17 protein-coding genes are annotated in these 17,711 nt (G+C 63.8%); 3 read left to right on the top strand and 14 right to left on the bottom strand.

The genetic code is table 11. The features are described from left to right. Positions 1–5 precede the first annotated feature (5 nt). The 6 genes from cnbZ to AC5ZG5_RS34050 all read right to left on the bottom strand — a co-directional run bounded on the left by cnbZ (position 6) and on the right by AC5ZG5_RS34050 (position 5,207). On the bottom strand, positions 6–764 hold the full coding sequence (gene cnbZ / locus AC5ZG5_RS34075; protein WP_456645346.1) for a 2-amino-5-chloromuconate deaminase CnbZ: 759 nt from the start codon (positions 762–764) through the stop codon (positions 6–8). Positions 765–809: 45 nt separating this feature from the next. Further along, positions 810–1,550, bottom strand: coding sequence for an ABC transporter ATP-binding protein (locus tag AC5ZG5_RS34070; RefSeq protein WP_456645345.1), 741 nt, complete (start codon positions 1,548–1,550; stop codon positions 810–812). Then, entirely contained in the window at positions 1,534–2,283 is a 750-nt protein-coding gene (locus AC5ZG5_RS34065) for an ABC transporter ATP-binding protein (RefSeq protein ID WP_456645344.1), read from the bottom strand. The genes AC5ZG5_RS34070 and AC5ZG5_RS34065 overlap by 17 nt, the downstream gene beginning before the upstream one ends. Continuing rightward, positions 2,276–3,211, bottom strand: coding sequence for a branched-chain amino acid ABC transporter permease (locus AC5ZG5_RS34060; RefSeq protein WP_028165279.1), 936 nt, complete (start codon positions 3,209–3,211; stop codon positions 2,276–2,278). The genes AC5ZG5_RS34065 and AC5ZG5_RS34060 overlap by 8 nt, the downstream gene beginning before the upstream one ends. Next, complete coding sequence (locus tag AC5ZG5_RS34055) at positions 3,208–4,074, bottom strand: branched-chain amino acid ABC transporter permease (RefSeq protein ID WP_456645343.1); 867 nt, start codon at positions 4,072–4,074, stop codon at positions 3,208–3,210. Before AC5ZG5_RS34055 ends, AC5ZG5_RS34060 begins: the two co-directional genes overlap by 4 nt. Before the next feature lie 125 nt (positions 4,075–4,199). Next, complete coding sequence (locus AC5ZG5_RS34050) at positions 4,200–5,207, bottom strand: amino acid ABC transporter substrate-binding protein (protein ID WP_456645359.1); 1,008 nt, start codon at positions 5,205–5,207, stop codon at positions 4,200–4,202. Between the two features lie 370 nt (positions 5,208–5,577). Between AC5ZG5_RS34050 and AC5ZG5_RS34045 the strand changes: the two genes are divergently transcribed. Beyond that, a complete protein-coding gene (locus AC5ZG5_RS34045) occupies positions 5,578–6,480 on the top strand; it encodes a LysR family transcriptional regulator (protein ID WP_130229945.1) in 903 nt (300 codons plus the stop codon). Positions 6,481–6,491: 11 nt separating this feature from the next. Here AC5ZG5_RS34045 and AC5ZG5_RS34040 read toward each other — a convergent pair whose 3' ends face one another. The 3 genes from AC5ZG5_RS34040 to AC5ZG5_RS34030 all read right to left on the bottom strand — a co-directional run bounded on the left by AC5ZG5_RS34040 (position 6,492) and on the right by AC5ZG5_RS34030 (position 9,580). Continuing rightward, complete coding sequence (locus tag AC5ZG5_RS34040; protein WP_456645342.1) at positions 6,492–8,135, bottom strand: benzoate-CoA ligase family protein; 1,644 nt, start codon at positions 8,133–8,135, stop codon at positions 6,492–6,494. A gap of 132 nt (positions 8,136–8,267) precedes the next feature. Further along, positions 8,268–9,089 carry an alpha/beta hydrolase gene (locus tag AC5ZG5_RS34035; protein WP_456645341.1) on the bottom strand — a complete coding sequence of 274 codons (822 nt, stop codon included), beginning with the start codon at positions 9,087–9,089 and terminating at the stop codon, positions 8,268–8,270. Further along, positions 9,086–9,580, bottom strand: coding sequence for a MarR family winged helix-turn-helix transcriptional regulator (locus tag AC5ZG5_RS34030; RefSeq protein WP_028165273.1), 495 nt, complete (start codon positions 9,578–9,580; stop codon positions 9,086–9,088). The genes AC5ZG5_RS34035 and AC5ZG5_RS34030 overlap by 4 nt, the downstream gene beginning before the upstream one ends. 267 nt (positions 9,581–9,847) lie before the next feature. Between AC5ZG5_RS34030 and AC5ZG5_RS34025 the strand changes: the two genes are divergently transcribed. Further along, the gene (locus AC5ZG5_RS34025; protein ID WP_456645340.1) at positions 9,848–11,014 is read left to right on the top strand and encodes an ABC transporter substrate-binding protein; all 1,167 of its coding nucleotides are present in this window, start codon (positions 9,848–9,850) and stop codon (positions 11,012–11,014) included. A 28-nt stretch (positions 11,015–11,042) separates the two neighbouring features. Further along, positions 11,043–11,498, top strand: coding sequence for a cupin domain-containing protein (locus tag AC5ZG5_RS34020; protein WP_208822011.1), 456 nt, complete (start codon positions 11,043–11,045; stop codon positions 11,496–11,498). Between the two features lie 167 nt (positions 11,499–11,665). Here the strand turns inward: AC5ZG5_RS34020 and AC5ZG5_RS34015 are convergent, their stop codons facing one another. From AC5ZG5_RS34015 to AC5ZG5_RS33995, 5 genes are all read right to left on the bottom strand, one after another. Further along, the gene (locus AC5ZG5_RS34015; protein WP_456645339.1) at positions 11,666–12,907 is read right to left on the bottom strand and encodes a flavin-dependent oxidoreductase; all 1,242 of its coding nucleotides are present in this window, start codon (positions 12,905–12,907) and stop codon (positions 11,666–11,668) included. A gap of 204 nt (positions 12,908–13,111) precedes the next feature. After that, positions 13,112–13,507, bottom strand: coding sequence for a RidA family protein (locus AC5ZG5_RS34010; protein ID WP_456645338.1), 396 nt, complete (start codon positions 13,505–13,507; stop codon positions 13,112–13,114). Between the two features lie 21 nt (positions 13,508–13,528). Further along, entirely contained in the window at positions 13,529–14,368 is an 840-nt protein-coding gene (locus AC5ZG5_RS34005; protein WP_456645337.1) for an enoyl-CoA hydratase family protein, read from the bottom strand. Positions 14,369–14,391: 23 nt separating this feature from the next. Continuing rightward, a complete protein-coding gene (locus tag AC5ZG5_RS34000; protein ID WP_456645336.1) occupies positions 14,392–15,174 on the bottom strand; it encodes an SDR family NAD(P)-dependent oxidoreductase in 783 nt (260 codons plus the stop codon). Beyond that, on the bottom strand, positions 15,171–17,486 hold the full coding sequence (locus tag AC5ZG5_RS33995; RefSeq protein WP_456645335.1) for a bifunctional salicylyl-CoA 5-hydroxylase/oxidoreductase: 2,316 nt from the start codon (positions 17,484–17,486) through the stop codon (positions 15,171–15,173). The genes AC5ZG5_RS34000 and AC5ZG5_RS33995 overlap by 4 nt, the downstream gene beginning before the upstream one ends. Positions 17,487–17,711 lie beyond the last annotated feature (225 nt).

Below are 17,711 nucleotides of genomic sequence, written 5' to 3'. Positions count from 1 at the left end.
AGGCGTCATCCCACCGCGATCACCTTTTCGATGTGAACGCAGCGGCAATCCATCTCGTAGTCGAGACCGACCACCGGCGGGCGGTTGAAATGCCAGGTCAGGCCGTTCCTGAACACGCCGCGGCGGCCGAGCTCGCTTTCCAGGATCGAATAGACGTCCTGCACGGTGTAAAGCTGCACGCCGGTGGTCTGTTTCCAGGTGCCGCCGAACGCGCTCATGCGGCGTTCCATCTCATCCAGCACCCATTTTGCCTTGGCAAGCATGCCCGCCGGGCTGACGTCGCCGGGGCTGATGATGTGATCGCGATAGTTCGCCTTGCCTTCAGCCGACTCGCCGCTGCCGGCGACCACGAAGGACGACGCGGCCTGCGGCGCCGGCACCGTGTAGGAAAAGGCGTGGAAGCAGGGCTCGGACGGCGGATCGATCTGCGGGCAGACATTGCTGCGCGCCACCGGATTGATGCCGTCCTTCATGACGCCCCATTCGATCAGGGTCTTGATGTAGATCTCGTTGAAGGCGCGAAAGCCCTCTTCGGTGAACGGTGCGGGCGAGCGCAATTCGCAGGCGCCGAACGCCGTGAGAGGACGGCCGGCATTCTTGAGGATTTCGGCGATCCGCACAAAGCCCGCCTTCAGCGGCACCGGATCGGCAAAACGGACGCGCTCGATGGTGAAACCGGGTAGCGCGCCGATCCCGCAGGAATACTGGCTAACGCCCGGCATGAAGCGGTAACCGCCGTCTTGAACCTCGATGGTCGTAATCATGACACCTCTTTGCAACGTAAAGGGGCTAGAAAAGCCCGGGTTCGGTCATTCGTGGAGAACGCCGAGATAGGCATCGCGGACGATCGGATCGGCAAGCAGGTCGCTTCCCGAACCGCTTCGCACGATACGGCCCATGTCCATGACAAAGGCGCGATGGCAGAGATCGAGCGCGATGGTGACGTCCTGCTCCACCAGCAGGATCGACGTGCCGCCAGCGTTGAGCTCGCGCAGCGCCGCCACGAGCTGCTCGACCAGCAAGGGCGAAAGCCCGAGCGAAAGCTCGTCGATCATCAACAGCAGCGGCGCGCTCATCAGGCCGCGGCCGATCGCGCACATCTGCTGCTCGCCGCCGGACAAGGTCGCCGCCGCCTGCCGCCGCCGCTCGCGCAGCTTCGGAAACGTGGCATAGACCTGCTCGAGGTTGCGATTGATCTCGGCGCGGCCGGCGTCGCGCAAATAGGCGCCCATCAGCAGGTTCTCCTCGACGCTCATCGCGCCGAACAGCCGCCTCCCCTCCGGCACATGCACGATGCCGTGGGCAAGGATCCCGGCGGCGGTGTCGCCGGTGAGGTCGCGGCCTTCCGAGAAATAACTGCCCGCCATCGTCGGGATCAGGCCCGACAATGCCCGCATCAGCGTGGTCTTGCCGGCGCCGTTGGAGCCGATCAATGCGGTGATCTCGCCGCGGCGAACGTCGAGATCGATGCCCCACAGCACCTGGATCTCGCCATAGCCGGCGCACAGCCCTTTCAGTTCGAGGATCAGGGAGCTAGCCACGGGCGGCATTCCGTTTGGCATATTGCTGGCCGAGATAGGCCTCGACGACAGCGGGATTCTCGATTACCTCGCGCGGCGCGCCATCGGCGATCAGCGCACCGTTGTGCAGCACCGCGATGCGCGTGCAGACATTGAGCACCACCTTCATCAGGTGCTCGATCATCACGATGGTGATGCCGCTGGCGGCGAGCTCATGGATCAGCTTGGTCGCGCGCTCGACCTCGGCACTGTTGAGACCGGCATTGACCTCGTCGAGAAACAGCAGTTTCGGATTCATCGCGAGCGCTTTCGCAAGCTCCAGCCGCTTGCGCATGGCGAGCGTCAGCGTCGCAGCAGGGTGATTGGCCTGCAACTCGAGGCCGACATAGACCAGATGGGCCATTGCCTGCTCGCGCGCCACCTCCAGGCTTTGACCCGGCTGCGAGAACAGCGCGGCGGCGGCGACATTATCGAGCGCGGTGAATTCGGCAAATGGCTGCACGATCTGGAAGGTGCGCGACAGGCCGAGCCGCGCCGCCTGATAGGTCTTGATGCGCGTAATGTCATTGCCGTCGAAAGCGATCTTCCCCGAATTGGCCGGCGTGACGCCGCAGATGGTGTTGACCAGCGTGGTCTTGCCGGCGCCGTTGGGTCCGATCAGGCCGAGCACCTCGCCTCTGTTGACGGTGAGCGTAACGTCGCGCAGCGCCTGCAGGCCGCTGAAATGCCTTGATACGTTCTCGAGGCGAAGGATCTCAGACATGCTTGACCCGTCGCCAAAGGTTGGATGGCCGCAATGAGATCAGGCCATGCGGCAGGAACAGCAGCAAGAGGACGATGATCAGCCCGAGCACGCCGGTGTGGATCTGGATGTAGTTGCGCCAGACCACCTCCTCTAATCCGAGATAGAGGAATGCGCCGCAGGCAACGCCGAGCGGCGAGCCGAGGCCGCCCATCAGCGCCATCACGATCGGTTTCACCGAATAGAGAATGTCGAAGACATCGGACGGGTCGATATAGTGCACCCAGGCGGCATAGACGCCGCCGGCCGCGCTGACGAAACAAGCCGACAGGCCGAAGGCGATGCTCTTGTAAAGAGTGGTGTTGAGGCCGACCATGCTGGAGGCGGTCTCGTTCTGGCGGATGCAGGCGAGCCCGAAGCCGAGCTTCGAGCCGGCGACGGCCATCACCATCAGCGCGGTGAGCAGCAGCAGGATCCACATAGCGTAAAAGAAGAACATCGCCTCCGCGAGCACGCCGGAGCCGGACACCAGGGGGATGTTGAGGCCCATGCCGCCGCCGGTGAGATCGGTGGCATTATTGACGAGCTCGCGCAGCACCTCGACCAGCGAGAGGCTTGCGATCGCAAAGTAATGTCCGCGCAGGCGCAGCAGAGCCGCGCCAAGTGCCGCCGTGATCAACAAGGCGGCGACCGCGGAGATGACGACGCCAAGCCAGAGCGGCAATCCCTTGCCCAGCAGCACGCCCGTGGTGTAGGCGCCGAAGCCGAAGAAGGCGGCGGTCGCAAACGAGGGATAGCCGGCAAAGCCGCCGACCACGTTCCAGGACAGCGCGAGGATCGCATACATGCAGGCGATAGTGCCGAGCCGCAGCGCATAGGCGCCGCCAAACAGCGGCAGCGATGCGACGACCGCGAGCAGGACAAGCAGAGCGATATTCGACTTCGTCATTCAAAACCCTTCCGGCCAAGGAGCCCCTGCGGGCGCAGGATCAGGAAGACGATGAGCAGGATGAAGGACAGCGTGGTCGCATGGGCCGGACCGAAGAACGTCGAGCCGATCCCTTCGACCAGCGCCAGCAGCAGCCCGCCCGCGAGCGCGCCCGAGACGCTGCCGAGGCCGCCGAGCACGCAGACCACGAAGGCCTTTCCGAGATAGCCCGACGAGGTCAAGGGCGAGATCGGAAAGATCAGCGCCATCAGCACGCCGGCGCAGCCGGCAAGCGCAGCACCGAGGCCAAACGCGATGGCGTAGATCGACTTGACGTCAACGCCCATCAGCACCGCCGCGTCGCGGTCCAGCCGCACCGCGACGATGGCGCGCCCGACGCGCGAGCGTCGCAGCAGGAGATAGAGCAATCCGGTCAGCGCCAGCGCGGAGACCGTCGCGATCAGACGATCGACCGGAACCACCACATCGAAGATCGAGACCGAGCCGAGCGACGGCGTCAGCGTCAGCTTGCGGTAATCAGCCTTGAAGAAATAGATCATCGCGTTGTTCAGGATCAGGTCGAGCCCGAACGTCATCGTCAGCGTCACCAGCACGGGGGCGGTGATCACGCGGTTGAGCAACAGCCGCTGCAGGAGGTAGCCGAGCACGAAGAACAGCGGCGCAGCGACCGCGACCGAGTACCAGGGCGAGATGTGCAGCGCGTTGTAGAGCCCGTAGGCGAGATAAGCGCCGAGCACGATGAAGGAGCCGTGGATCAGGTTGATGACGTTGAGCACGCCCCAGACCAGCGAGAAGCCGATCGCGATGCAGGCATAAAGGCAGCCGAGAACGACGGCGTTCACCAGGATCTGGGCTGCGTGCATGAGGGTGCCCTAACCGATCAGCTCAAGAGTGTCGTCATTGCGAGGAGCGGAGCGGACGAAGCAATCCACGCTTCCACAAGTGGCGAAATGGATTGCTTCGCTTCGCTCGCAATGACGGGTGGTCATCAGTTGACACCGATCTTGAGGTCGCCCTGCTTGATGGCTTCCGGGAACAGCACCACGGGCTTGGCGCCCTGGATCTGGAAGACCGGCGGATCGAGCGAGTTGATCTGGCCGTTGGCACCAAACCTGACGGGGCCGAAGAAAGTCACCACGTCGAGCTTGGCGAGTTCATCGCGTACCTTGTCGCGATCGAGCGAGCCGGCCTTTTCGATCGCCATCTGGAACAGCGCGCCGCACAACGCCGCCGACGCCTGGCCATAGTCCGGCTCGCTCTTGTACTTGGCCTTGAACAGCTTCACGAAATTCTCGGTCGCGCCGAAAATGTCCTTGCCCTCATATCGCGCGGCCGGATGCCACCAGGAGGCGCTGGTGATGTTCTCGGCGGTCTTGCCACCGGACTCGATGAATTCCTGGTAGGCGGGACCGGCGATCATGGTGACGACCGGCGCCTTCATCTCCTGGTCGACCATCTGTTTGCGCACCAGGAGCAGGTCGTTGATGTAGCCGGTGACGAAGATCCATTGCGGCGCCAGCGACTTGATCTGCGACAGCGCCGCCGAGTGATCGAGCGTGCCGATCGCATATTTCTCGAAATAGACGAGGTCGAAGCCGTTCGCCTTCGCCGACTTCTCCATCTCCTGCGCGATCGCGAGCGGGAACAGGTCGTTGCGCGCGAGGATGGCGACCTTCTTCACCTCGGGCACCTTGGCCTTGATGATCTGTGTCAGCGGCGTCGTCAGCGTGTCGTTCGGCGTGAAGGTGCCAAACAGATATTTGTAGCCCTGGTCGTAGACCTGGACGGAGGACGCGGTCGCCGCCAGCGTCGGCACCTTGTACTTCTCGGACACGGTGCTCGCCGCCTTGGCCGCGCCGGAACCGAAGGCGCCGAACATGAAGTTGACGTTGTCCTGGCTGATCATCTGCTCGGTCGCCTGTACCGCGCGCGGCGTGTTCGACTGATAGTCGGCGTAGACGATCTCGACCTTGTATTTCTTGCCGCCGACGGAAATGCCGCCGGCCTTGTTCGCCTCCTCGGCCCAGAGGTCATAGCCTGCTGCTGCTTGATCGCCTCAGGCGCGAGCGGGCCGGTGATCGGCAGCGGGGCCCCGAAACGGATGACGTCCTCGGCCGACGCGTTAGAAGCCAGCGCGCCGGAGAGAACCGCTGCCGCCCATATTGGGGTTGCAAGACGCGCGCAACGAGTGACCCAAGACTTATTCATAGAATATTTCTCCATGGCGGCCAGACCGAATGGAAAAATCATGGCAAATCCCGCATTCGAATAAAAGCATTGAAATTAGAGGTCTGAGGTCGAATAATTCGATCCCTGGTCAGCGCCTGCCATCTTGTTGGGCAGACCGACAGGAGGACGAACGCCGCATGATCGAGTCAGCCGCCATCCGATATTTCCGAGAGGTCACTCAATGCGGCTCGATCAAGCAAGCGGCTGCTACGCTGCGGATCGCGCCGAGCGCGATCAGCCGGCAGATGCAGGCGATCGAGGAGGAGCTATCGGCAAAGCTGTTCGAGCGCGGCCCGCGCGGGATGCAGCTCACCGGCGCCGGCCATTTGCTGTACCGCTACGCGGTCGAGAACCGCAATCAGCTCGACGGCATCCGCGTCAAGGTGCAGGAATTCGACAGCTCGCGGCGTGGACAGGTCAGGATCGCCACCGTCGAGGGCATGCTGATGAGCTTCCTGTCGAATTTCGCCGTTGACCTTGCCGGCGACTATCCGGGCATCTCGATCTCGATGACAATGGTGGGCTCGCGCGACGTGGCCGAGAAGGTTGGCCATAACGATGCTGACCTCGGCTTCGTGTTCGGCCGCGCGCCGCGCAGCGACCTGATCGAGCTCGGGCGAATGCGGCAGTCGCTGTGCCTGATCGTCTCGCCACGCCATCCGTTGGCGAACAAGGCGAGCTGCACGGTGAAGGAACTCGCAGGGCTACGCGTCGTGGTTCCCGATCCGTCCTTCGGCATTCGTCAGGAGGTCGATCGCGCCTGCGCGCAGGCCAAGGTCAGGCTCGAGGTGTGCACCGAGACCAACTCGCTCGCCTTCGCACAAAGGCTTGCCGCGCGCACCGATCTCGCCACCTTCTTGCCGCGAGTGGCCGCGGTGCAGGCGCTGGAGGCGGGCCTGCTCGTTGCCGTGCCGCTACGCGACAAGCGGCTGGAGGCGACGCAGGTCACCATGGTCCGGCTGGCGAGCCGAAACCTGTCGCCGTCCTGCCGGCTGGTGGCCGACCTCCTGATCGGCCGAATGCGTGAAGAGCAGGACTGAATTGTCCGAGCTCAGCTCGCTTTGCGCAGTTTGAAGCGCTGGATCTTGCCGGTCTGCGTTTTCGGCAGCGCATCGACGAAGCTGATGGCGCGGGGATATTTGTACGGCGCGATCCTGGCCTTGACGTGATCCTGCAGGAGCTTGACCTGCAACTCATCGCAGCGGCAGCCCTGCTTCAGCACGACATAGGCCGAGACGATCTGCCCGCGCTCTTCATCGACCTGCCCGACCACCGCACATTCCGCGACATCTGGATGTGTCAGCAGCGCGGCCTCGACCTCGGGACCTGCGATGTTGTAGCCGGAAGAAATGATCATGTCGTCGGCGCGGGCGACGAAGGAGAGCCTGCCATTCTCGTCGCGCACGAACGCGTCGCCGGTCAGGTTCCAGCCATCGCGCACATATTTGGTTTGGCGCGCGTCCGCGAGATAGCGACACCCGGTCGGGCCGCGCACCGCGAGTTTACCGACCTTGCCGGGCGGCAACTCGTTCATGTCGTCGTCGACGATCTTTGCCTCATAGCCGGAAACCGGATGTCCGGTCGTGCCCGCCACGGCATCGCCGATCCGGTTGGTGATGAAGATGTGCAGGATCTCCGTGCTGCCGATGCCGTCGAGAATCGGCTTGCCGGTCTTCCTGGTCCAGCTTTCGAACACCGGCGCCGGCAACGTCTCGCCGGCGGAAACAGCGATGCGCAGCGATGACAGATCGGCCCCGTTGTCCATCGCGGCCATCATCGCACGGTAGGCGGTCGGCGCGGTGAAGCAGATCGTGGCCTTGTAGGTCTCGATGATCTCGACCATCTGGTTCGGCGCGGCGTTTTCCAGCAGCGTCGCGGTGGCGCCGAACCGCAAAGGAAAGATCGCAAGCCCGCCGAGGCCAAACGTGAAGGCCAGCGGCGGCGAGCCGACAAAGACGTCGTTCTCGGTGACATCTAGCACTTCCTTCGCATAGCCGTCCGCGACGATCAGGAGATCGCGGTGGAAATGCATCGTCGCCTTCGGCTCGCCGGTCGTGCCCGATGTGAATCCTAATAGCGCCACGTCATCGCGGCCGGTCTTGACCGCGTCGAACCGCACCGGCTTGCTCAATGCGACGCGGTCGAGCTCGGCGTCGTGATTCTGCGTGCCGTCGAAATTGACGACCTGCTTGAGGAATTTGCTGGTCTTGGCACAAGCGACAAGTTCGTCGGCGATACGGCTATCAGTTAGCGCCAGCGAGATTTCGGCCTTATCGACGATCTTCGCCAGTTCGCCGGCGCGGAGCATCGGCATGCTGTTGACGACCACGGCGCCGGCCTTGGTCGCGGCGAGCCAGGCGGCGACGAAGGCCGGATTGTTGCCGGAGCGGATCAGCACGCGGTTGCCGGGCTTGACCCCGTAGTTCTCGACCAGCGCATGCGCAAGGCGGTTGGACCAGTCGGTCAATTCCTTGTAGGTGCGCTGGCGGCCGTTGCCGATCAGCGCAGTGTGGTCGCCAAAGCCTTTCTCGACCATGCGGTCGGTCAGTTCGACCGCGGCATTGAGATATTCTGGATATTGAAATTCAGGCCGGTCGAGCAGCAGGTCCGGCCATTGATGGAATGGCGGAAGATTGTCGCGCGTGAACGTGTCGACATGGGCGGAAGGGCCCAGCTTCGGTGCAAGAACTGCCATATCCATCGCCCCTCGCTTTCCAGCAAGAATGCTCACGATCACACATCGAGGACGCCCGGCAGCGTATCCGGCAACAATTTTATACTTAAAACAATTTCACGCAAGAGCGGATTTTGCGCTTCGCCGGAATGTTCAGGCCTGCGCCAATTCGCGCAGCCGCGCGACCATCGCCGAGTCCTGGTCGGCGAGCGGCGCGATCGCGGTGAAGTGATTGGCAGCGGCGACGACGCCGAAGCGGGTGGCAACGCCGGCCGCGCCCCATTGTTCGACGATGGTGCGGCTTTGCCGATGATATTCGGCGCTTTCGGTTTCGCCGACCACCGCATCCAGCGCTGTTCCGGCCGGCGGCCGCCAGAACAGCGGACTTGCAGCCTCGGCCGCCGCGGCATCCAGACGCAATGCCTTGTTGATCGAGGTTTCGGCCAGCGGCGCGAGCTCGAACAGGCCCGAGATCGAATAGGCGGATATGACCGGCCGCGTCGGCAGCGACGCATCGAGCGCCGGCCAATCGGTCGCGAGCATGCAGGCGGCGAGATGCCCGCCCGCGGAATGGCCGCTCACCACCAGCGGTCGGCCAAGCCGAGCCAATACGCGCGAGGCATCTCGCATCTGGCCGATGATGTCGGCAATGGTGACAGTGGGACAGAGATCGTAGCTTGGCACGGCAACCGTGACTCCGTGGGCATTGAGCCCGCGCGCGCAATGGCTGAAGAAGGAGCCGTCGAGCGCCTGCCAATAGCCGCCGTGGATGAAGACGACGATCGGCCCCTCGCTGCTTTCAAACAAATCAATGGTGTGGCGATTGCCCGGGCCGTAGGCGATGCGGCGCGGCGCATGCTGCGCGCGATAGGCGGCCGCGTCCCTGGCCCAGCCTTCGATCAGCGCGGGATGTTCCGGTACCCGCGCGCGGTTGTTGTATTCGACCTCGTAGTCGACCCCAGCCACGCCGCTCATGGCGTCCGCGCTTTGGCCGATCGCTGCGCCGACGCCTTTGTCTTGGCGAGCAGCCGCATCAATTCGCTGATATCCTTGCGCGAGAGGTCGGCGAAGACATCGGCGATCCAGGTCTCGTGCTCGGCGGCCATCTTGCGGAACTCGGCGCGGCCGAGCTTTGTCAGCCGGATGAACTGCACGCGCCGATCGGTCTCCGAGGTGCGGCGGTCGAGATGACCCGATTCCACCAGCCGTTCGACCAGACCGGTCACATTGCCGTTCGACACCATCATCCGCTTGGAGAGGTCGGACAGCGTCATGCCATCAGGCACCTTGTCGAGCTGGGCCATCAGGTCAAAGCGCGGCAACGTAACGTCGAAGCGCTCGCGAAGGCGGCTGCGCACCTCGCCCTCGATCAGTGTGGTGCAGGTCAGGAGCCGAAGCCAGAGCCGAAGCTCGGTGCCGTGATCCTCCGGCAGTTCGACCGCTTTTGTCTCGGAATCAAGCATCATGGGTAGTCACGCCTTTCGCGGCGCCAATCGCAGCCGATCGTTTTGACCTTCAAGCAATTCGCGGCATATCGCAAGCCGAATGAGCGATGCTCCATGATATCGCGGGATCTCTTTAAGCTTCAAGCAATTTGGCGCGGCGCTTGCATGCGGGCTTGCATACGATCCGCTGGCGGTCGAGACGCGGCGAGGCATTCCCTTGCGGCGCTTGCCGTCGTCAGAATAAGCTGTGGCGCGGGATTTTGATCTTTGTTGGCGCGGGGACAGACCATGAAACGGGCATTGAAGTTGGCAGGACTGGCGGCGCTGTTCGCCCTTGCTGCCGGACCTGCGCTGGCGCAGGAGAAGATCAAGATCGGCGTCATCGTGACGACGTCGGGCCCGGCTGCCGCGCTCGGCCAGCAGGTGCGCGACGGTTTTGCGCTGGCGATCAAGGATCTCGGCGGCAAGATGGCGGGCCGCGAGGTCGAGGTCGTGAATGTCGACGACGAGCTCAAGCCGGATGGCGCGGTGACCAAGGTGCGCGGGCTGCTGGAACGCGACAAGGTCGACTTCGTGGTCGGGCCGATCTTCTCCAACATCCTGCAGGCGATCCATCGCCCCGTGACCGAGAACAAGACGTTCCTGATCTCGCCCAACGCCGGACCCTCGAGCTACGCCGGCAAGGAATGCAACCCATTCTTCTACGTCACCTCCTATCAGAACGATCAGGTGCACGAGATCCTCGGCAAGGTCGCGCAGGATCGCGGCTACAAGCGCGTCTATCTCCTGGTACCGAACTATCAGGCCGGACGCGACTCGGTGGCCGGCTTCAAGCTCGACTACAAGGGCGAGATCGTCGATGAATCCTATACGCCGCTCAACACGCTCGACTTCCAGCCGGAGCTCACAAGAATCTCCTCGCTGAAGCCGGATGCGCTGTTCACCTTCATGCCGGGCGGCATGGGCGTCAATCTGGTGAAGCAGTACAAGCAGGCCGGCGCCACCGTGCCCGTGCTATCGGCCTTCACGGTCGATGAATCCACGCTGCCGGCCCAGCAGGATGCGGCGGTCGGCATGTTCGGCGGCGCCAACTGGGCGCCCAACCTCGACAATCCCCAGAACAAGAAGTTCGTGGCGGCCTATGAAGCCGCCTACCAGAGCGTCCCCGGCACCTACGCCATGCAAGCCTATGATGCGGCGCTCTTGATCGACAGCGCTGTGAAAGCGGTGAACGGCAACCTCTCCAACAAGGAGGCGGTCGCGGCGGCGCTGAAGAAGGCCGATTTCGTTTCGCTTCGCGGCGGCTTCAGGTTCAACGCCAACGGCTATCCGATCCAGGACTTCTATCTGACCCAGGTCGCCAAACGTCCTGATGGAAAGTTCCAGACCGAGATCGTACAAAAGGTGTTCGAGAATTACGGCGACCGCTACGCCAAGGATTGCTCGGCCAAGTGAACGTGCAAGTAAACGAGGGAGTGGAACAATGAACGATGAGATCGCGGGCATCACCCGCGCCAACGAGGGCATGCAGGGCATCACCTGGAACATCCTCGGCCAGACCTATGTGCCGAAGAACCGCACCGAGCATTCGTTCTCGTGGCATGCGACGTTTCCGCCCGGCACCTTCGTGCCGCCGCACATCCATCCCGACCAGGACGAATATCTCTACATCCTCGAAGGCAAGCTCGACTTCATGCTCGACGGCGCCGATGAATCGGCGACGCCAGGCGATCTCGTGCGCCTGCCGATGGGCAAGCCGCACGGCATCTTCAACAAGTCACAGCAGGCGGCGAAGACGCTGTTCTGGGTGTCGCCGACGCGCCGGCTCTACGACCTGTTCTGGGCGATCCACAACATGCGGGAGCAGAACCCGGATGACGTGGTGAAACTCGCCGCCGAGTACAACATCCACTTCCTGCCGCCGCCGGCGGCTGCTTAAGTTCGTAGCTCGGGATGGGGCGCCGCTTTCCACCTCTCCCGAAGGGAGAGGTCGGCGCGAAGCGCCGGGTGAGGGGTTTTGCTCCCTCGTGGACACCGCCCCCTCACCCGGATCGCATCTGGCGATGCGATCCGACCTCTCCCCGCTGGGGAGAGGTGGGCACCGAGCTACTGCCGCGCCACCACGCGGGCGGCGAAGCCGGCCTTGGCGGCGTAGCCGCGCACGATTGCTTCGCGGGCCTCGTAGCTGAGGATGGTGTCGATATCCGTAAAGCCCTGCGGGGCGATCTGCTCGACCGCATCGATCACGCCCTCCGGCCCGCCGCGGCGGTTGGAGGCGACGATGTCGGCGGTCATCGGCAGGCGCTGGCGTTCATAGGCGACCAGCGCCTGGCGCGGATGCTCGGAGCGCGCCAGCGCATCCGCGAGGCACCGCGCATCGAGGATGGCCTGTGAGGCGCCGTTGGAGCCGACCGGATACATCGGATGCGCGGCATCGCCGAGCAAGGTGACGCGCCCGCTCGTCCAATACGGCAAGGGATCGCGGTCGCAGCACGGATACTCCCAGAATTCCGGCGTGGCGCCGACCAGCGCTGCAAAGTCCACCTGCGGGATCGAGAAGCCTGTGACATGCGGCATCAGCTCTTCCCGCCTGCCGAGATTCGACCAGCCCTCGCGGCGCGGCGGCGGTGACGCGCCATCGCCGATCCGCACCATCACCGCCCAATTGGTGAGACGGCTGGCCGGGCTCGAGCCTTCCGCGATCGGATAGATCACGGCCTTGGCGTTCAGGCCCCCGGCGATGATCATCGAGCGGCCGGTCAGGAACGCGGGCCAGTCGGCGGCACCGCGCCACAGCATCAGGCCGTTCCAGCACGGCGGGCCTTCGTTCGGAAACAGCGTCTCGCGCACTTTCGAGTGGATGCCGTCGGCGCCGATCAGGATATCAGCGCGAGCGGTGTGCATATGTGCCCCCGCACGATCGAAGAAATAGGCCGTGACGCCGCCTTCATCCTGCGTGAACGCGCCGAGCCGGCAGCCGGTGTGGATCGCCTCGCCGCCAAGCCGCTCGACCACAGCCTGATGGATGACGCCCTGCAGACGGCCGCGATGGACGGAGAATTGCGGCACGTCGTGGCCGGCGTCCAGCCCGCGCTTCTCATGCCAGACCTGCTGGCCATGGCGCGTCAGGTAGAACAGTTCATGGGTCCGGATCGCGACCTTGTCGAGCGCGTCAAGCAGGCCAAGCCCGGCGAGTTCGCGGATTGCATGCGGCAAAGTGTTGATGCCGACCCCGAGCTCGCGGATCGTCTCCGCCTGCTCGAACAATTCGCAAGTAATGCCACGGGCCCGCAGCATCAGCGCCGTGGTGAGCCCGCCAATCCCGCCGCCGACGATAATCGCCTTCATCGCCCTACTCCACTCGCGACGTCATGCCCGGCCTTGCGCCGGGCATCCACGCCGTCCGCGCTGAACCAAGGACGTGGATGGCCGGGACGAGCCCGGCCATGACGAAAGCATTCGCTCGACGCACCAGCGTCGCATGGTCCAAACCGGCGTCGCAAGCGGGTTTGTTGGAGGTGGAGCGCGCTTAAAGTTAACGCTCTCACCACCTCAATCCGGAACCACCGCGATCGCCTGGATCTCGACCTTGGCGCGATCCTCGATCAGGCCGGAGACCTGGACCGCCGTCATCGCCGGGAAGCGGCGGCCCATGATGTCGCGGTAGACGGCGCCGATCTCCTTTAACCGGGAGGAATATTCGCGGCGGTCGAGCAGGAACCAGGTCATCGACACGATATGCTCCGGCTTTCCGCCGCCGCTGGCGGCGACAGCGACGACGTTGCGCAGGGTCTGCCCGATCTGCTCCACGAGGTCGTCAGTCTCGAACACGCATTGCGCGTTCCAGCCGATCTGGCCGGCGACAAGGATCATCTTGCCGCGCGCGGCAACGCCATTGGCATAGCCGACCGGTTGGGCCCAGCCTTCGGGCTGCAGGAGTTCGATCATGTGCTTATTCCCGTCAAAGCCTCAATTCCCCTCGAAGACCGGTTTCTTCTTGGCAGCGAACGCCTCGAAGGCGCGGCGGAAATCGCCGGTCACCATGCAGATCGCCTGCGCCTGCGCTTCCGACTCCACTATCTCGTCGATGCCCATCGCCCATTCCTGGTTGAACATCGTCTTGGTCATGCCATGCGCGAACCACGGACCGTCGGCGAGCGAGCGGGCGAGATCGTAGGCCGCGGCAGGTAGCTCCGCCGTCGGCACCAGGCGGTTGTGAAAGCCCCAGGCAAATCCCTCTTCCGCGCTCATGGCCCGGCCGGTGTAAAGCAACTCAGCGGCGCGGCCCTGACCGATCACCCGCGGCAACAATCCGCACGCGCCCATGTCGGCGCCGGCGAGGCCCACGCGCGTGAACAGGAAGGCGGTCTTGGCCTGCGGCGTCGCCAGCCGCAGATCGGAGGCGAGCGCCAGCATCGCGCCGGCGCCGGCGCAGATGCCGTCGATCGCGGCGACGATCTGCTGCGGGCATTTTCGCATCGCCTTCACGACATCGCCGGTCATGCGCGTGAACGCGATCAGGTCGGGCATCGCCATCCGCGTCAGCGGCTCGATGATCTCGAACACGTCGCCGCCGGAGCAGAAATTGCCGCCGTCCCCGGTCAGCACGATGGCGCGGACATCTGAGGCGTAGGCGAGATCGCGGAAGAGATCGCGCAGTTCCTCGTAGGACTGGAACGTCAGCGGATTCTTCTTGTCCGGCCGATTCAGCGTGATCGTGGCGACGCGGGCATCGTCATCGGTTGCCCATTTGAAATGGCGCGCCTGATAGTCCTTGAACGGCCGGAGCTTTGCTTTCATCTCAGACATGATTTCTTCCTTGGGCGTTTCTTTTATCCCGTGAAGACCTCGCCGCCTGCGACGGCAATGGCCTGTCCATTGATGGACGATGAGCTAGAGGAAGCGAGCCAAAGAATGGTGTCCGCGACTTCCTCAGGCGTGACCAGCCGCTGCATCGGATTGACTTTCGCCAGGGCTGCGCGTGCTTCGGCCTCGCTGCGGCCGGTCTTGGCGACGATGTTGGCGGCCGCCTCAGCCACTAACGGCGTATCGGTATAGCCGGGGCAGACCGCATTCACGGTGACGCCGCGACGCGCATATTCGAGCGCGAGCGCGCGCGTCAGCCCGACAACGCCGTGCTTCGCGGCGACATAGGCCGAGACGTAAGCGTAGCCGGTCAGGCCCGCCGTGGACGATACGTTGATGACGCGCCCGCGGCCACGTTGCGCCATGCCGGGCAGCACCGCATGAGTCACCAGGAACACGCTGGAGAGATTGCTCGCCAGCATGTCCGACCATAGAGCCGCATCCGTCTTCTCGAACGGCGCGCTCAATGCCTTCCCCGCATTGTTGACGAGAATGTCGATCGGGCCGACCTCGGCCTCGATCCGCTTGATGCCCTCGGTGACAGCGATTTCATCGGTCACATCGACAGGCAGAACAGCGCCGGCACCCGCCCCAATGGACGCCGCAGTCCCGGCAAGCGTATCCGGCCTCCTGCCTGCAACGCTCACGCGTACGCCGGCTTCGGCCAGCGCTCGTGCCGTGGCCGCGCCGATGCCGGAGCCGCCACCGGTGACGAGCGCATGTGCGTCGGGCCAGAAATTCCGGGTCATGCTTTCGCTCCCGCTGCCGCGCGCTCCAGATTGGCCTCATATTGCGGCTTGCCGGAGAGATACTGCTTCGGCCAGGCAATCGACTTCACGCCGATCTTAGCGGCCTCGTGCAGCGTCCAGGCCGCATCCGCAAGATGCGGGCGCGCGATCGCGCAGAGATCGGCGCGGCCGGCGGCGATGATGGAATTGGCGTGATCGGCCTCGGAAATCGCGCCGACCGCAATGGTCGCAATGCCGACCTCGTTGCGGATCTTGTCGGCAAACGGCGTCTGATAGAGCCGGCCATAGACCGGATGGTCGTCAGCCCAGACCTGGCCCGAGGAGCAATCGATCAGGTCGGCGCCGGCTTGCTTGAACAGCCTTGCGAACTGAAGCGCATCATCCGGCGTGTTGCCGCCCTCGGCCCAGTCATGGCATGACAGGCGCACCGAGATCGGCTTGTCCTGCGGCCACACGTCACGTATCGCCCGAAATACCTCCAGCGGATAACGCGCGCGGTTCTCGATGCTGCCGCCATATTCGTCCGTCCGGCGGTTGGTGAGCGGCGAGAGGAAGCTCGACAGCAGGTAACCGTGGGCGCAATGCAGTTCGAGGATGTCGAAGCCGGCCCGCACCGCACGCCGCGCCGCGGCGACGAACTGCTCGCGCACCTCATCCAGTTCGGCGCGCGTCATCGGTTCCGGCGTCTGACCGTCGGGCAGATAGGGAACGGCTGAGGCCGACACCAGCGGCCAGTTTCCTTCGGCAAGCGGCTCGTCCATTCCCTCCCAGGCCACGCGGGTCGAACCCTTGCGTCCGGAGTGGCCAAGCTGAATGCCGATCCTGGCCGCGCTATTGGCGTGGACGAAATCGACGATGCGCTTGTAGGCCTTCGCCTGCTCGTCGTTCCACAATCCGCAGCAGCCCGGCGTGATCCGCGCCTCCGGCGACACGCAGGTCATCTCGGTGAAGATCAGCCCGGCGCCGCCGAGCGCGCGGGCGCCGAAATGCACCAGATGGAAATCGTTCGGCACGCCCTCTTCTGCCGAATACATTGCCATCGGCGAGCAGATGATGCGGTTGGGCAATGATAAGCCGCGGATACGGAACGGCGTCAACATCGGCGGCGCCACGCGATCATTGGAATCCGGCAGCCCGGCGCGTTCGGCGAACCAGCGCTCATAGCCTTCGAGCCATGTCTTGTCGCGAAGCCGCAAATTCTCGTGGCTGATGCGCTGCGAACGGGTCAGCAGCGAATACATGAACTGCTCGGGCTCCAGGGTATCAGCATAGCGCGCGCCCACCACCTCGAACCACTCCATCGCATTGCGCGCGGCATTCTGGATCCGCGCCACATCGACGCGGCGAAGTTCCTCGTAGGCCGCGAGTACCGCGGGAATCTTGTCCGGCGTCGCGCCGAGCTGCTTGAACTGGTTGGTCAGCTCGATCGCATCCTCGAGCGCGAGCTTGGTCCCCGATCCGATCGCAAAGTGCGCGGTATGCGCGGCATCGCCCATCACCACGACTTGGCTGTTGCCGTTGAACGCGGTCCACTTGCCGCAGATCAATCGCGGGAAGGAAAGCCAGGCCGAGCCACGCAGATGCCGCGAATTGGAGATCAGCGAATGGCCATCGAGAATTTCGGCGAAGATCTTCTCACAGAACGCGATGGAGTCGTCCTGATCGAGCTTGTCGAGACCATGCGCAAGGAACGCCTCCTCCGTGGTCTCAACGATGAAGGTCGCCGCGCCCTCCTCGAACTTGTAGATATGCGCCTGGAACCAGCCGTGCTCGGTCTTGCGGAAGTCGAAGGTGAAGGCATCAAAGCGCTTGTTGGTGCCGAGCCAGATATAGCGGTTCGGCCGCATCAGGATGTCGGGCTGGAAGCTTTCGGCATAGCGCGTGCGGATCTTCGAGTTCACGCCGTCGGAGGCAACGATCAGGTCGGCATCCGGAAATTCGAGATCGGACTCGACCTCGCGCTCAAAGACCAGTTCGACGCCGAGTTCCTCGGCGCGCGCCTGCAATATGTTGAGCAGGCGCTTGCGGCCGATGCCGACAAAGCCGTGGCCGGTGGTGCGCATCCGGCGACCCTTGATCAGGACCTCGATATCGTCCCAGTGGTTGAAAGCCTGCTCGATCGCATCCGCCGTGACCGGATCCCATTTGCGCATGTTGTCCATGGTCGCATCCGAAAACACGACGCCGAAACCGAAAGTGTCGTAGGGGCGGTTGCGCTCGACCACCGAAATCCGGTGCGCCGGATCGAGCATCTTCATCAGGATGCCGAAATAGAGCCCGGCCGGCCCGCCCCCGATGCAGACGATGCGCATGGCTGTCTCCTCACCTTCGGCCGTCCGGGTATCTCCGCGGAGGGCTCCCGGAACCGAGAGGACAATACTTTATGCTTAAAATAATTTTGTCAAGCGAGGGGCGGTCCGTTCACTCCGGCAAACGGACGATTATGCCGTCCTTTCGCCCATGGGAACGTGGATTTTCGCGTGACTCGGGTCTGGAGACGAAGACCGAGGGGAGTGTTGGGAGCCGCGCCCGCAGCC

The sequence above is a fragment of the Bradyrhizobium sp. Ses1 genome (assembly GCF_059512365.1).
This window is presented reverse-complemented; position numbering and strand designations above follow the sequence as displayed.

Excerpts from the sequence above, each read along its gene's own strand:
- cnbZ (WP_456645346.1), bottom strand. The coding sequence starts at position 764 with ATGATTACGACCATCGAGGTTCAAGACGGCGGTTACCGCTTCATGCCG.
- AC5ZG5_RS34070 (WP_456645345.1), bottom strand. The coding sequence starts at position 1,550 with ATGCCGCCCGTGGCTAGCTCCCTGATCCTCGAACTGAAAGGGCTGTGC.
- AC5ZG5_RS34065 (WP_456645344.1), bottom strand. The coding sequence starts at position 2,283 with ATGTCTGAGATCCTTCGCCTCGAGAACGTATCAAGGCATTTCAGCGGC.
- AC5ZG5_RS34060 (WP_028165279.1), bottom strand. The coding sequence starts at position 3,211 with ATGACGAAGTCGAATATCGCTCTGCTTGTCCTGCTCGCGGTCGTCGCA.
- AC5ZG5_RS34055 (WP_456645343.1), bottom strand. The coding sequence starts at position 4,074 with ATGCACGCAGCCCAGATCCTGGTGAACGCCGTCGTTCTCGGCTGCCTT.
- AC5ZG5_RS34045 (WP_130229945.1), top strand. The coding sequence starts at position 5,578 with ATGATCGAGTCAGCCGCCATCCGATATTTCCGAGAGGTCACTCAATGC.
- AC5ZG5_RS34040 (WP_456645342.1), bottom strand. The coding sequence starts at position 8,135 with ATGGCAGTTCTTGCACCGAAGCTGGGCCCTTCCGCCCATGTCGACACG.
- AC5ZG5_RS34035 (WP_456645341.1), bottom strand. The coding sequence starts at position 9,089 with ATGAGCGGCGTGGCTGGGGTCGACTACGAGGTCGAATACAACAACCGC.
- AC5ZG5_RS34030 (WP_028165273.1), bottom strand. The coding sequence starts at position 9,580 with ATGATGCTTGATTCCGAGACAAAAGCGGTCGAACTGCCGGAGGATCAC.
- AC5ZG5_RS34025 (WP_456645340.1), top strand. The coding sequence starts at position 9,848 with ATGAAACGGGCATTGAAGTTGGCAGGACTGGCGGCGCTGTTCGCCCTT.
- AC5ZG5_RS34020 (WP_208822011.1), top strand. The coding sequence starts at position 11,043 with ATGAACGATGAGATCGCGGGCATCACCCGCGCCAACGAGGGCATGCAG.
- AC5ZG5_RS34015 (WP_456645339.1), bottom strand. The coding sequence starts at position 12,907 with ATGAAGGCGATTATCGTCGGCGGCGGGATTGGCGGGCTCACCACGGCG.
- AC5ZG5_RS34010 (WP_456645338.1), bottom strand. The coding sequence starts at position 13,507 with ATGATCGAACTCCTGCAGCCCGAAGGCTGGGCCCAACCGGTCGGCTAT.
- AC5ZG5_RS34005 (WP_456645337.1), bottom strand. The coding sequence starts at position 14,368 with ATGTCTGAGATGAAAGCAAAGCTCCGGCCGTTCAAGGACTATCAGGCG.
- AC5ZG5_RS34000 (WP_456645336.1), bottom strand. The coding sequence starts at position 15,174 with ATGACCCGGAATTTCTGGCCCGACGCACATGCGCTCGTCACCGGTGGC.
- AC5ZG5_RS33995 (WP_456645335.1), bottom strand. The coding sequence starts at position 17,486 with ATGCGCATCGTCTGCATCGGGGGCGGGCCGGCCGGGCTCTATTTCGGC.